9 protein-coding genes are annotated in these 14,796 nt (G+C 63.3%); 3 read left to right on the top strand and 6 right to left on the bottom strand.

What is annotated here, in order from left to right; all coding sequences use genetic code 11:
* Window positions 1-82: 82 nt before the first annotated feature.
* Both mfd and AC1D05_RS09315 read right to left on the bottom strand, forming a co-directional pair.
* Entirely contained in the window at window positions 83-3,580 is a 3,498-nt protein-coding gene (gene mfd / locus AC1D05_RS09320; protein ID WP_477440266.1) for a transcription-repair coupling factor, read from the bottom strand.
* A gap of 71 nt (window positions 3,581-3,651) precedes the next feature.
* Window positions 3,652-3,939 (bottom strand): succinate dehydrogenase assembly factor 2, encoded by a 288-nt coding sequence (locus AC1D05_RS09315; RefSeq protein WP_477440264.1) that lies wholly within the window; start codon window positions 3,937-3,939, stop codon window positions 3,652-3,654.
* Window positions 3,940-4,031: 92 nt separating this feature from the next.
* Between AC1D05_RS09315 and recG the strand changes: the two genes are divergently transcribed.
* Complete coding sequence (gene recG, locus AC1D05_RS09310) at window positions 4,032-6,140, top strand: ATP-dependent DNA helicase RecG (protein ID WP_477440262.1); 2,109 nt, start codon at window positions 4,032-4,034, stop codon at window positions 6,138-6,140.
* Here recG and AC1D05_RS09305 read toward each other — a convergent pair.
* From AC1D05_RS09305 to AC1D05_RS09290, 4 genes are all read right to left on the bottom strand, one after another.
* Window positions 6,092-6,844, bottom strand: coding sequence for a DUF502 domain-containing protein (locus tag AC1D05_RS09305; protein ID WP_038647021.1), 753 nt, complete (start codon window positions 6,842-6,844; stop codon window positions 6,092-6,094). The genes recG and AC1D05_RS09305 overlap by 49 nt on opposite strands.
* 95 nt (window positions 6,845-6,939) lie before the next feature.
* Window positions 6,940-8,763, bottom strand: a complete 1,824-nt coding sequence (gene glmS, locus AC1D05_RS09300; protein ID WP_477440259.1) for a glutamine--fructose-6-phosphate transaminase (isomerizing) — start codon at window positions 8,761-8,763, stop codon at window positions 6,940-6,942.
* A 201-nt stretch (window positions 8,764-8,964) separates the two neighbouring features.
* Window positions 8,965-10,341, bottom strand: a complete 1,377-nt coding sequence (gene glmU, locus AC1D05_RS09295; RefSeq protein WP_477440257.1) for a bifunctional UDP-N-acetylglucosamine diphosphorylase/glucosamine-1-phosphate N-acetyltransferase GlmU — start codon at window positions 10,339-10,341, stop codon at window positions 8,965-8,967.
* A gap of 156 nt (window positions 10,342-10,497) precedes the next feature.
* Complete coding sequence (locus tag AC1D05_RS09290) at window positions 10,498-11,244, bottom strand: cytochrome c biogenesis CcdA family protein (protein WP_477440255.1); 747 nt, start codon at window positions 11,242-11,244, stop codon at window positions 10,498-10,500.
* Between the two features lie 179 nt (window positions 11,245-11,423).
* Between AC1D05_RS09290 and AC1D05_RS09285 the strand changes: the two genes are divergently transcribed.
* Window positions 11,424-11,801, top strand: coding sequence for a COG4315 family predicted lipoprotein (locus AC1D05_RS09285; protein WP_477440253.1), 378 nt, complete (start codon window positions 11,424-11,426; stop codon window positions 11,799-11,801).
* 372 nt (window positions 11,802-12,173) lie between these two features.
* Window positions 12,174-14,795: a type I DNA topoisomerase gene (gene topA / locus AC1D05_RS09280; protein WP_477440251.1), complete on the top strand. Its 2,622-nt coding sequence runs from the start codon at window positions 12,174-12,176 to the stop codon at window positions 14,793-14,795.
* Window position 14,796 lies beyond the last annotated feature (1 nt).

Below are 14,796 nucleotides of genomic sequence, written 5' to 3'. Positions count from 1 at the left end.
TATATGGGGTGGCGGCTCCATACACGAAGCCGATTTCCTATTCTAGACCGGAATTTCAGCGCTGGCGAATGGTGGCCGGCGGCTAAGCCGCCTTCTCCACCAACCGCGCGAGCTGTGTCATCACCACCGCCGAACCCGCCAGGCGCTTGTCCGGTGTCGGCCAATCGCGCACGAAGACGACGCTGTGGTCCGGTCGGATCTTGGCCAGGGAGCCCTGTTCGCCGATGAACTTGACCAGCCCGACCGGGTTGGAGAATTCGCGCTTGCGGAAATGGATGACGACGCCCTTCGGCCCGGCATCGAGTTTTTCGACATTGGCTTTGCGGCAGAGCGCCTTGATGAAGACGATCTTGAGCAGGTGCTTCACCTCGTCCGGCAGCGGGCCGAACCGGTCGATCAGTTCGGCGCCGAACGCGTCGATCTCCTCGGTGTTTTCGAGATCGCCGAGACGGCGGTAGAGCGCCAGCCTGAGTTGCAGGTCGGGCACATAGCTTTCCGGGATCATCACCGCGGTACCGACGGCGATCTGCGGCGACCAGCCGCCATCCTGGACCTCGCCGGAATCCTTCACTTCGGCCACCGCCTCCTCCAGCATCTGCTGGTAGAGTTCGAAGCCGACCTCCTTGATATGGCCCGACTGCTCTTCGCCCAAAAGATTGCCGGCGCCCCGGATGTCGAGATCGTGGCTGGCGAGCTGGAAGCCGGCGCCCAGCGTGTCGAGCGATTGCAGCACCTTCAGACGGCGCTCGGCGGTGTCGGTGAGCTTGCGGTTGGCGGGCAGCGTGAACAGCGCATAGGCGCGCACCTTGGAACGGCCGACGCGGCCGCGCAGCTGATAGAGCTGCGACAGGCCGAACATGTCGGCGCGATGGATGATCAGCGTGTTGGCGGTCGGGATGTCGAGGCCGGATTCAACGATTGTCGTCGACAGAAGCACATCATACTGGCCGTCGTAGAAGGCGTTCATGATGTCGTCGAGTTCGCCCGGCGGCATCTGGCCATGGGCCACCGCCACCTTTAGCTCCGGGACAGATTCCTTCAGGAAATCATGGATTTCCGCGAGATCACTGATACGCGGCACCACGTAGAAAGAATGCCCACCACGATAACGTTCGCGAAGCAGCGTCTCGCGAATGACCAGCGGATCGAAGGGCGAGATGAAGGTGCGCACCGCCATACGGTCGACCGGCGGCGTGGCGATCAGCGACAGTTCGCGCACGCCGGTCAGAGCCAGCTGCAAGGTACGCGGGATCGGCGTCGCCGACAGCGTCAGCACATGGACATCGGTCTTGAGGTCCTTCAGCCGTTCCTTGTGCTTGACGCCAAAATGCTGCTCCTCGTCGATGATGAGCAGGCCGAGATTCTTGAACGAGATGGCGGAACCAAGCAGCGCATGGGTGCCGATGACAATGTCGACCTGGCCTTCGGCGATGCCCTTCTTGGTTTCGGCGAGTTCCTTGGCACCGACCAGCCGCGAGGCCTGGGCGACGCGGATCGGCAGGCCGGAGAAGCGCTGCGAAAACGTCTTGAAATGCTGGCGCGACAACAGCGTCGTCGGCACCACCACGGCGACCTGGAACCCTTCCATGGCCGCGATGAAGGCGGCGCGCAGCGCCACTTCGGTCTTGCCGAAGCCGACATCGCCGCAGATCAGCCGATCCATCGGCTTGCCGGCGCCAAGATCGTCGCGCACCGAGTCGATCGCCGTCTGCTGGTCGTCGGTCTCCTCATAGGGGAAACGAGCTGAGAATTCGTCATAGAGGCCTTCGGCCGGCACCAGCGCCGGCGCCGCACGCATCTGCCGTTCCGCGGCAATGCGGATCAACTGCCCGGCCATGTCGAGCAGGCGCTTCTTCAGTTTCGCCTTGCGTGACTGCCAGGCGCCGCCGCCAAGCTTGTCCAGCGTCGCTTCGGCTGTGTCAGAGCCGTAGCGCGACAGGAGCTCGATGTTTTCCACCGGCAGGAACAACCGGTCATCGCCGGCATAGTGGATCTCAAGGCAATCATGCGGCGCACCGACCGCTTCGATGGTGCGCAGGCCGATGAAGCGGCCAATGCCATGGTCGGCATGGACGACGATATCGCCGGCCGACAAGGCCGAGGCTTCGGCAATGAAATCGGAGGCCCGCTTCTTGCGCTTCGAACGCCGGATGAGCCGGTCGCCCAAAATGTCCTGTTCGGCAACGACAACCAGTTTTTCAGTCTCGAAGCCGGATTCGAGCGGCAACACGGCCAATGCCGCCTGCCCCGGCTCGAGCTGTTCGGCTTCCGCAAGCGTTTCGACCTGCTTGAGGTTGCCGAGATGATGTTCGGCGAGGATCTGGCCAAGCCGGTCGAGAGAGCCTTCGGTCCAGCCGGCGATGACGACGCGGCGGCGTGCCGCGCGCTCGTCGGCAATGTGTCTGACAACGACGTCGAAGACATTGACGTTGGGGTCGGCGCGCTCCTCGACGAAGCTGCGGCCATGGCGTGAGCCGGCGTGGTAGACTTTTTTGGCACCGGCGTCGGGTGCGTCGAAGGGCGTGAAGTCGATCGCTTCGCGCGGCCCGAGCGAGGCGATCAGGTTTTCCGGCGAGAGGTAAAGCAGGTCCGGCGCCACCGGCTTGTAGGGCACGGCATCCTTCAATGCGGCGTCGGCCTGCTTCTTGCGCGCCTCATAATGGTCGAGGATCAGCGTATGGCGTTCGGCAAGCGCCTCATGCGCCAGGTGGTCGAAGATGACAGGCGTGTCAGGCAGATAGTCGAACACGGTCTCCAGCCGCTCGTAGAAGAACGGCAGCCAGTGCTCCATGCCGGCGAAGCGCCGTCCTTCGCTGACCGCCGCATAGAGCCCGTCATCGCGCTGGGGCGCGCCAAAGGCTTCGATATAGGAGCGGCGGAAGCGGCTGATGGTTTCGGGCGTCAACGCCACTTCGCTCATCGCCTGCAAGGCCATAGACTTGCGCTGGCCGGTGGTGCGCTGCGTGGCGGCATCGAAGACGCGGATCGATTCCAGCGTATCGCCGAAAAAGTCGAGCCTGAGCGCCTCGGTCCAGCCGGGGGCGAAGAGGTCGAGAATGCCGCCGCGCACCGCGAATTCGCCGACGCCGCGCACCGTGGGCACGCGTTCGAAGCCTGACGTTTCCAGCCGCGACACCAGCGCGTTCATGTCGATCTGGTTGCCCGGCTTGGCATGAAACGTCTGCGACTCGACAAGATCGGCCGGCGGAATGCGCTGAAGCAGCGCATTGGCGGTGGTGAGGATGACGGCACGATGCGGCTTCTTCGCCAGCGCGATCATCGCGGTCAGCGCATCGAGGCGCTTGGCGGCGGCATCCGAGCCGGGCGAGACGCGATCGTAGGGCAGGCAGTCCCAGGCCGGCAGTTCCAGCACCGGCAGGCTGGGCGCGGCGAAGGCCAGCGCCTCGATGATCACCGGCAGGCGCTGCCCGTCGCGCGCCACGAACAGCACCGGCTTGTCGGGCGCGATCTCCAGCGCGGCCTGCACCAGCGCAAAGGCTTCATAGCCATCGGCGACACCGTCGACGATGAACTGGCCGGCACGGCCTTTCGGCAAACCAATGGTGGGAATGAGGCTCATAAAATCACGGTCTTGTTTGTCGCAATTCCCGTGGGAAAACCGCTTCGCACTTTTCCTGGAATTGCTTTTGTTCAGAAAGTCATGGTCCGGCGGGACGCCAGGATCTTTTGCAGGACGGCGCAGTCGATATCCGCCGGCACCGGGCGTTCGCCCGTGATCAGCGGCAGGAAGTCGGTGTCGGGAATGTCGAGAAGCCCTTCATATTGGTCGATTTCCTCAGCCGTCAAGGAACCGATCTCGGCGTCGGCGAAGGTGCCGAGGATGAGATCCATCTCGCGCATGCCGCGATGCCAGGAGCGGAACAAGAGTTTGCGGCGGTGGGCGTCCAGCCCCTCGCTTGATCGTTTCGTTCCGGTCATCGTGCCGCATCCTCACTTGCTGCGGCGCATATAGCGTGGATAGAAGGGGCTGTCAGCCTTGCGCTGCGGCCGTCGCGACATAAGCTGACATCATGCGTCCTTCCATCCTCGATCCGCTGTTTGTTCCGATCACTTCGCTTGCCGGCGTCGGGCCGAAGGTCGGCGCGCTGATCGAGAAGGTTGTCACGGCTGACCTTGGTGATCGCGCGGCCCGCGCGGGCGATCTTCTGTTCGTGCTGCCGCATACCGTCATCGACCGCCGCAACCGACCAGGCATAGCCCTTGCCGCCGAAGGCGCGATCGTCACGCTCGAGGTGCGCATCGATCGTCACCAGCCGCCGCCGCGCGGCAACCGGTCAGTGCCCTACCGAGTCTACGCCCATGACGACACCGGCGAAATCGGTCTGACCTTCTTCCATGCGCATGCCGCCTATCTCGAAAAGGCAATGCCGGTGGGCGAGCATGTCGTGGTCTCGGGCCGCATGGAATGGTTCAACGGCCGCCCGACCATGGTGCACCCCGACCACATCGCGCTGGTCAGCGAGGCGGAGAACCTGCCGCTGGTCGAACCGGTCTATCCCCTTACCGCCGGGCTGTCCGGCAAGGTGTTGCGCCGGGCGATCGGCCAGGCGCTCGTCCGCGTGCCCGAATTCCCCGAATGGCAGGACGGCGCCTTCATGCGCCGGCATACCTTTCCCAGCTTTGGCGATGCGCTCGCCCGCATCCACAATCCGGCCGACCCGATCGATGTTTCCATCGACGGTGCCGCGTGGCGGCGTCTGGCCTATGACGAGTTGCTGGCGGGCCAGGTCTCGCTGGCGCTGGTGCGGTCAAAGATCCGCCGCCTGTCCGGTCGTCCGCTGGTCGGCGACGGCAGCATCGTCGAGAAGCTACGCGCCGCCCTTCCCTATTCGCTGACATCAAGCCAGGAATTCGCGCTGGCCGAAATCAATGCCGACCTTGCCGACCCTGAGCGCATGCTGCGGCTGCTGCAGGGCGATGTAGGCTCCGGCAAGACTGTCGTCGCGCTGCTTGCCATGGCGCGCGCCGTCGAGGCCGGCGGCCAGGCGGCTCTGATGGCGCCGACCGAAATCCTGGCCCGCCAGCATCTGGCAACCATCGCACCGCTCGCTGCCAAGGTCGGGCTGCGCATCGCCATCCTGACCGGCCGCGAGAAAGGCCGCGAGCGCACCGATACGCTGGCCGGCCTGGCCAGCGGCGAGATCGACATCGTCGTCGGCACCCACGCGCTGTTCCAGGAGACGGTCACTTTCCACGACCTGGTCTTCGCCGTGATCGACGAGCAGCATCGCTTCGGCGTCCACCAGCGGCTTGCCATCACCGCCAAGGGCGATGCGCCCGACATGCTGGTGATGACGGCCACACCCATCCCGCGCACACTGGTGCTGACCGCCTTTGGCGACATGGACGTGTCGAAGCTGACGGAGAAACCGGCCGGCCGCCAGCCGATCCGCACCGTCACGCTGCCCTTGGAGCGGCTCGACGAGCTGGTCGGCCGCATGGAGGACGCCGTCGCCGGCGGCCAGAAGATCTACTGGATCTGCCCGCTGGTCGAGGAATCCGAAGAGATCAAGCTGATGTCGGCAGAGGATCGTTTTGCCTCGCTGAAACCGCTGTTCGGCGACCGCATCGGCCTTGTCCATGGCCGCATGAAGGGCGCCGAGAAGGACGAGGCGATGCGCGCCTTCAAGGAGGGCGAGACCCGCATCCTGATCGCCACCACGGTCATCGAGGTCGGCGTCGATGTTCCCGACGCCACCGTCATGGTCATCGAACATGCCGAGCGTTTTGGCCTTGCACAGTTGCACCAGCTGCGCGGCCGGGTCGGGCGCGGCGACAAGCCCTCCTCCTGCGTGCTGCTCTACAAGGATCCGCTCGGCGAGACTGCAAAACGCCGGCTGTCGGTGATGCGCGAGACCGAGGACGGCTTTTTGATCGCCGAGGAAGACCTCAAACTGCGCGGCGAAGGCGAGCTTTTGGGCACCCGCCAGTCCGGCACGCCGGGTTTCCAGGTGGCGCGCATCGAGGCGCATGCCGATCTTCTGGAAGCTGCCCGCGATGATGCCAGGCTGATCCTGTCACGCGACCCGGAGCTGCAATCCGACCGCGGCGAGGCGCTGCGCCTGTTGCTCTATTTGTTCGGCCGCGACGAAGCTGTGCGACTTTTGCGCGCCGGATGAGGCCCTAGTGGCGGATTGGCGACCGTTCCGTTGATCGGCTCGCCATTCAGCGTCACCATCTTGCTTTTCACCTCGGGCGCCACAAGCCCGGCCGAGACAATCAGCTTGGCGCCGTCCTCGATCGTCATGTCGAGCAGCACGATGTCCGACTTCAGCACATACATCAGGAACCCTGTGGTCGGGTTCGGCGTGCAAGGCATGAACACCGCGATCAGCGGATCGCCTTCCTGGTCGAGCTTCTCATTGATCTCGGTTTCCTTTTCGCTGGCGACGAACACCAGCGACCACACGCCCTTGCGCGGATATTCGACCAGCCCGACCTGGCGGAACATGTCGCCCTTGTTCGACAGCACGGTCTCGAAAATCTGCTTCAGCGAGCCATAGATGCCGCGCACCAGCGGCATGCGGCCAAGCAGACGTTCGCCGAAACCGACAATGGCGCGGCCGACAATGTTGGCGGTGAGAAACCCGATCAGCGTGATCAGGATCAGCGCGACGATCAGCCCGAACCCCGGAACCGGAAATGGCAGATAGGTGTCGGGGCTGTAACGCGCTGGAATATAAGGCTTTACCCAGGAATCGACCCAGCCGATGAACGACCAGGCGATATAGGCGGTGATTGCCAGCGGCGCGCAGACGACGAAGCCCGTGAGGAAATAGTTCCTCAGCCGGGTCATGCCAGAGGTCTTGGGAGCATCGGACATGGTTCACCGGGGGCGCGGGTTGCAGCGCAACATTAGTGAACCGGAAGGCGCTTTGGAACTGCGAAGTTTTTAAAGAGCGCCGTTGTGCGGACGCGCTACTCCACCGTCACCGATTTCGCCAGATTGCGCGGCTGGTCGACGTCGGTGCCCATGAACACGGCGGCGAAATAGGCCAGCATCTGGATCGGCAGGGCATAGATGATCGGCGAGATGATTTCCGGCACATCCGGCAGGATGATCGTCTCCATCGTCTTCACGCTCACCTGTGCCGCACCCTTGCTGTCGGTAATCAGGATGATCTTGCCGCCACGCGCCGCCACTTCCTGCATGTTGGACACGGTTTTCTCAAAGATGCGGTCATGCGGGGCAATGACGATGACCGGCATGTTCTCGTCGATCAGCGCGATCGGCCCGTGCTTCAGTTCGCCGGCCGCATAGCCTTCGGCGTGGATATAGGAGATTTCCTTGAGCTTTAGCGCGCCTTCCATGGCCAGCGGGAAATTGGTGTCACGGCCGAGATAGAGCACGTCCTTGTAGCGCGACAGTTCGCGCGCGATCCGTTCGATCTGCTCCTCGAGCTTGAGCACCTGGTTGGCATAGCGCGGCGCTTCCGAAAGCGCGCGCACCAGGGTCTTTTCCTGGTCTTTCGAGATCGTGCCGCGTGCCACGCCGGCGCGCACAGCGAGAGACGCCAACACCGAGAGCTGGCAGGTAAAGGCCTTGGTCGAGGCGACGCCGATCTCGGGGCCGGCGAGCGTCGGCAACACCACGTCGGATTCGCGCGCCATGGTCGATTCGCGCACATTGACGATGGCGCCGATCTTCATGCCGGCCTTGCGGCAGTAGCGCAACGAGGCCAGCGTGTCGGCGGTTTCGCCCGACTGCGAGATGAAGAAAGCGGCATCATCAGCCGACAGCGGCATCTCGCGGTAGCGGAATTCCGAGGCGACATCGATGTCGACCGGCAGCCGCGCATAGCGCTCGAACCAGTATTTGCCGATCAGGCCGGCGAGATACGCAGTGCCGCAAGCTGAGATCGCCAGACGGCCGATCTTGGCAAAGTCGAACGGCAGATCGAGCGGCTTCGAGACGCCGGAGACGAAATCCACATAATGCGCCAGCGTGTGCGAGATCACTTCGGGCTGTTCATGGATTTCCTTCTCCATGAAATGACGCCGGTTGCCCTTGTCGACCATAAAACTGGTCGACAGCGACTGCTGGCGCTTGCGCTCGACCTTCTTGCCGTCGATGTCGAAGATGGCGACGCTGTCGCGGCGCACCACCGCCCAGTCGCCGTCTTCGAGATAGGTGATCGAATTGGTGAACGGGGCGAGCGCGATGGCGTCGGAGCCCAAAAACATCTCGCCATCACCATGGCCGACGGCCAGAGGCGGACCATTGCGGGCGCCGACGATCAGGTCCTCGTCGCCCTTGAACATGATCGCCAATGCAAAGGCGCCTTCCAGCCGCTTCAGTGCCTGGTGCGCGGCCTCGACCGGCTTCAGCCCCTTGGCCAGTTCGCGCGCCACCAGATGCGCCACGACCTCGGTGTCGGTCTGCGACGAGAAAGAGTAGCCGTCGCGGATCAGCTCGTCGCGCAGCTCGGCGAAATTCTCGATGATGCCATTATGGACGATGGCGACGCCGTCGGAAAAATGCGGGTGCGCATTGGTCTCGTTGGGCACGCCATGGGTCGCCCAGCGCGTGTGGCCGATGCCGATCGTGCCATCGAGCGGCTCCTCCTTGAGTCGACGCTCGAGGTTGATCAGCTTGCCTTCGGCGCGGCGACGGCCGAGCTGTCCGTTTTCGATGGTGGCGACGCCGGCCGAGTCATAGCCGCGATATTCGAGCCGCTTCAGCGCGTCGACGATGAGCGGCGCAACCTGCGAATGGCCGATGATTCCAACGATACCGCACATGCAGACAGTCCCCGATTCCCCATGCCAAACCAGCGCTATTTAGGGATGGCCGGCCCGCCGCGAAAGTCACATTGCATTTCGTCCGGTGTAACGGACGCTTGCGCACGCATGCACCATGCCAGACCGCTCTTGCAATCCGGTTACCGCAATTGTTCGGTTTTTCGATTGCTTCGGGAAGGAAGCAACCCTGCCGATCAACCACTAGTGGTCGGCGCCGGCAGCCTTCTTCTTGGCCGCCGCGGCCGAGGCAAAACGCTCGCGCAATTCCTTGCCCTTGCCGGGGATCGTCTTCTGGCGGGCGCGGCCGAAAGCCAGCGCATCGTCCGGCACACTTTCGGTGATGACGCTGCCCGACGCGATGTAGCCGCCCTTGCCAATCGACACCGGAGCCACCAGCGAGGAGTTCGAGCCGACAAAGGCGCCCTCGCCGATGTCGGTGAAGAACTTCGAGTATCCGTCATAGTTGCAGGTGATTGTGCCGGCGCCGATATTGGCGCCCGCGCCAACGCGGGCATCGCCGATATAGGTCAGATGGTTGACCTTGGCGCCCTCCTCGATGACTGCCTGCTTGACCTCGCAGAAGTTGCCGACTTTTGCTTTGTCCCGGAGATCGGCACCCGGCCGCAGCCGCGCGAACGGCCCGACATCGCAGTTCGCGGCGATGATTGCGCCTTCGATATGGCTGAAGGCATGGATCTTGGCGCCCGTGGCAATCTTCACCCCTGGGCCGAACCAGACATTGGGTTCGACGAGCGTGTCGGCGCCGATCTCGGTGTCATGCGAGAAATACACGGTCTCCGGCGCGATCAGCGTCACACCCGAAAGCATCGCCTCGTGCCGGCGGCGCTGCTGCCAGATACCTTCGGCCTGCGCCAGTTCTGCCCGGTTGTTAATGCCGAGCGCATTTTCGAAGCTGGCTTCGGTCGCAACCACATCAAGGCCGCGCCCGCTGGCGATCTCGACGATGTCGGTGAGATAATACTCGCCCTTGGCATTCTTGTTGCCGACCGCATCGAGCAGCTTCAGCGCGTGGGCGCCAGCCACCGCCATCAGCCCGCCATTGCAGAAGGTGATCTGCTTCTCTTCCTCGCTGCAGTCTTTCTCCTCGCGGATGGCGACGAGCTTGCCGCCCTTTTCGATCAGCCGGCCGTAACCGGTTGGATTGGGTGTCCGGAAGCCGATGACCACTACGGCGGCACCTTCCGCCAACCTCAGCCGCGCCACCGTCAGAGCATCCGCGTCGATCAGCGGCGTGTCGCCGAACATCACCAGCACATCGTCATAACCCTTTGATATCGCTTCGCGAGCAGCCAGAACGGCATGCGCCGTGCCAAGACGCTTTTCCTGTACGAAGGTCTCTGCCTTCGGTGCGAACTTCGCCGCCGCCTTGCGCATCTCATCGGCGCCATGCCCGATCACCAGCGCCTGGTCGCCGGCGCCGGCGGCTTCAGCGGCCTTCACCACATGGGCAACCATCGGCAGCCCGGCGATATGGTGCAACACCTTCGGCAGTGCGCTCTTCATGCGCGTGCCTTCACCGGCGGCGAGAATGACGGACAGGCAGGATCTCTGGCTCATGGAAGGACAACCATATGAAAAGGGTTGGGAATCAAATCATGCTAGCAGCGGCGCCATGCTGCACCAATGCGGTTAAATTCCGGTGAGACGGTGGAGCAGCTGACTCTTAATCAGCGGGTCCGCGGTTCAATCCTGCGCCAAGAAAGGGTGTAAGCCCTACCCCAGCCGTCCCAGCACCGGGAAATTCTCCAGCAGCCAGTAAGACACTGTCTGCACGCCTCCAGTCAGGAAAAACACGCCGGCGACCACCAGAAGCGCGCCGATGGCCTTTTCGACGCGGCCGAGATGGACGCGGAATTTGCCGAGAAAGCGCATGAAGGCGCCTGAGAACAGCGCCGCGATCAGGAACGGGATGCCGAGGCCAAGCGAGTAGGCGGCGAGCAAAAGCGCGCCCTCGCCCACGGTTTCGCGGCCGCCGGCCAGCGTCAGGATCGGCCCCAGCACCGGGCCGATGCACGGCGTCCAGCCAAAGGCGAAGGCGAGCCCCATGACATAGGCGGCGACGGCACTTGCAGGCTTGCCCTGCGACTGGAAGCGCGCCTCGCGCGACAACAGCGGAATGCGCAGGATGCCGAGGAAATTCAGCCCCATCAGGATGATCAGCACGCCGGCGGCCATCGCCAGCGGCTCCTGCCAGACGCGCAGCAGCCGGCCGATGGTCGAGGCACCGGCGCCGAGCGCCACGAACACGGTCGAGAAGCCGAGCACGAAAGCAATAGAGGAATAGAGCAGTGCACCGCGCGTACCTTCGCGGGCCGTCACGCCCGCATTGCCGCGAAAATCATCGACCGAAACGCCGGCCATATAGCAGAGATAGGGCGGCACCAGAGGCAGCACGCAAGGCGACAGGAACGATATCGCCCCCGCCCCGATCGCGCTGACATAGCCGATGTCCAATGCCATTCCCAAGCTCCGACTGTTTGGCGACGATATAGCGATGGTCAAGCATGTCTGCCAATCACCATTGTGTGGAAAGGCATCGCCGCATGCGGACTTCGGGGACGAAAGCACCTGCATGGGACGTTGATACAAAGAGGCCGCGATTTCCTGCGCGTCTCCAAATATCAGCCAGGGAGATTTCCATGAAAACCATAACCATAGGGCTGGCCGCACTCCTGCTCAGCACCGCCGCATCCTTCGCCGCCGAGGCGTGGAAGGAAGCCGAAGTCAACGGCACCAAGATCTACACCGACGCCATGGGCATGACGCTTTACACCTATGACAAGGACGAGAAGGGCAAGACCAACTGCTACGACAAGTGCGCCACCAACTGGCCGCCGCTGAAGGCCGAGGCCGGCGCCAAGGCGGACGACGAATGGAGCGTTGTCGACCGCACTGACGGCACCAAGATGTGGGCCTATGACGGCAAGCCGGTCTACACCTTCATCAAGGACAAGAAAGCCGGCGATGTGAACGGCGATGGCGTCGCTGGCGTCTGGCACATCGTCAAGGCCGACTGAGCCTTCATGCCTATTCCCGCTTGTTGGCGGGACAAGTGCTGGCCGCCGTGCATCTTTCTAAGCAAGTCCGGCGGCCAGCACCAATCAGCCCGTCACGGCATGGCCTGCATGCGCCGACGTGCCGGCTTTTCGCGACTCGGCCGAAAACGAAAGCAGGACGTTTCGGCCGACACCACACCTTCATCACCTCAAGCTGAAATTCTGTGATTTTCTCCATACACTCTTAGAGTGTATTGCTGCGGAGAGCCCTGCAATTTGGGCGCTTCCCCTTGACCGGATGCAAAAGCGCGGCCATGTGAGCGACATACAGAACCGAGATTTCGTCGCGCGCAGCGGAATTCTTCTGCCGCATCACAGCTGATATGAGACCTCATGGACGTCGTCGTCGTCGAATCGCCGGCCAAGGCGAAGACAATCAACAAATACCTCGGCAGGAACTACAAGGTTCTGGCCTCGTTCGGCCATGTCCGTGATTTGCCGGCCAAGGACGGCTCGGTGCGTCCGGATGAGGATTTCGCCATGTCCTGGGCGGTCGACACCGCGTCAGGCAAGCGCCTCGCCGACATCGCCAAGGCGGTCAAGGATGCCGATGGCCTGATCCTCGCCACCGACCCGGATCGTGAGGGCGAAGCCATTTCATGGCATGTGCTGGAAGTGCTGAAGCAGAAGCGCGTGCTGAAGGACAAGTCGGTCAGCCGCGTCGTCTTCAACGCCATCACCAAATCGTCGGTGCTGGAAGCGATGGCCAATCCGCGTCAGATCGATGCGCCGCTGGTCGATGCCTACCTCGCCCGCCGGGCGCTCGACTATCTCGTCGGCTTCACGCTGTCGCCGGTGCTGTGGCGCAAACTGCCGGGCGCCCGCTCGGCAGGCCGCGTCCAGTCGGTGGCGCTGCGCCTGGTCTGCGACCGCGAATCCGAGATCGAACGCTTCATCCGCGAGGAATATTGGCAGATTGCCGCCCTCCTCGGCACGCCGCGCAACGATACATTCGAAGCGCGGCTGACCGCCTTCGAGCGCAAGAAGCTGCAAAAGCTCGACATTGCCAACAAGGCGCAGGCCGACGACATCAAGGGAATGCTTGAAGGCGCGACCTTCAAGGCGCTGTCCGTCGAAGCCAAGCCGACCAAGCGCAATCCCGGTCCGCCCTTCACCACCTCGACGCTGCAGCAGGCCGCCTCGTCGGGCCTTGGCTTCTCCGCCACGCGCACCATGCAGGTGGCGCAGCGGCTCTATGAAGGCATGGAGATCGGTGGCGAAACCACCGGCCTGATCACCTATATGCGAACCGACGGCGTGCAGATGGCACCCGAAGCGATCGACGCTGCCCGCGACGCCATCGCCAAGGAATTCGGCCCGAAATATCTGCCCGAAAAGCCGCGCCAGTACACGGCAAAAGCCAAGAACGCCCAGGAAGCGCACGAAGCGATCCGCCCGACGGATTTCATGCGTACTCCGGCATCGGTCCGGCAATATCTCGATTCCGACCAGATGCGGCTCTATGAGCTGATCTGGAAGCGCGCCATCGCCAGCCAGATGCAGCCGGCCGAAATCGAGCGCACCACGGTCGAGATCGAGGCGGTGAACGGCGCCCGCACCGCCGAGCTTCGCGCTGTCGGTTCGGTCGTTCGCTTCGACGGTTTCATCGCCGCTTATACCGACCAGAAGGAAGACGATGCGGAAGACGAGGAAAACCGTCGTCTGCCCGAAATCCGCGCCGGCGAGCAGCTTGCCCGCCAGGCGATCAACGCCACCCAGCACACCACCGAACCGCCGCCGCGCTATTCCGAGGCGACGCTGATCAAGAAGCTGGAGGAGCTCGGCATCGGCCGCCCGTCGACCTACACCGCAATCCTGAAGACGCTCGAAGACCGCGACTACGTCACCATCGACAAGCGCCGGCTGGTGCCGCAGGCCAAGGGTCGGCTGCTGTCGGCCTTCCTGGAAAGCTTCTTCGAGCGCTATGTTGAATACGACTTCACCGCATCGCTCGAGGAAAAGCTGGACGAGATTTCGGACGGCAAGCTCGCCTGGAAAGACGTGCTGCGCGATTTCTGGAAGGATTTTTCCGGCGCGGTCGCCGACATCAAGGAACTGCGCGTCACCGACGTGCTCGATGCGCTCAACGAGGAATTGGCGCCGCTGGTGTTCCCCACAAGGGAAGACGGTTCGAACCCCCGCATCTGCCCGAAATGCGGCACCGGCAATCTGTCGCTGAAGCTCGGCAAGTTCGGCGCCTTTGTCGGTTGCTCGAACTATCCCGAATGCTCCTTCACCCGCCAGCTCGGCGACGCCGCCAACCCGAATGGCGAGAATGGCGGCGGCGAGGACGGCACCAAGGTGCTCGGCAAGGATCCCTACACGGCGGAGGAAATCACGCTGCGCTCAGGCCGCTTCGGCCCCTACCTCCAGCGTGGCGACGGCAAGGAAGCCAAGCGCTCGAGCCTGCCCAAGGGCTGGACGCCGGACTCCATCGACCATGAAAAGGCGCTGGCCCTGCTGGCGCTGCCGCGCGATATCGGCAAGCATCCGGAAACCGCCAAGATGATCTCGGCTGGGCTCGGCCGCTACGGCCCGTTCGTGCTGCATGACGGCACCTATGCCAATCTCGACAGCATCGAGGATGTGTTCTCGATCGGCCTCAACCGCGCCGTCACCGTGATTGCCGAGAAGCAATCGAAGGGCAAGGGCGGCCGCAATGGCGGCACTGCTGCCGCGCTCAAGGAACTCGGCGACCATCCCGACGGCGGCGGCAAGATCGTCGTGCGCGACGGCAAATACGGACCTTACGTGAATTTCGGCAAGGTCAATGCCACCCTGCCCAAGGGCAAGGACCCGCAATCGGTGACCGTCGAGGACGCGCTGGCGCTGATTGCCGAGAAGGAAGCCAAGGGCGGTGGCGGTAAGAAGCCGTTCCGCAAGGCAGCAGCAGCCAAGGCGCCTGCAGCGAAGAAAACAGCGGCCAAGAAGCCGGCGGCGAAGAAAAAAGGGTAGG

The organism is Mesorhizobium sp. P2_E9, assembly GCF_056403815.1.
The sequence above is the reverse complement of the archived record's forward strand: the minus strand, read 5'-3'. Positions and strand labels throughout refer to the sequence as shown.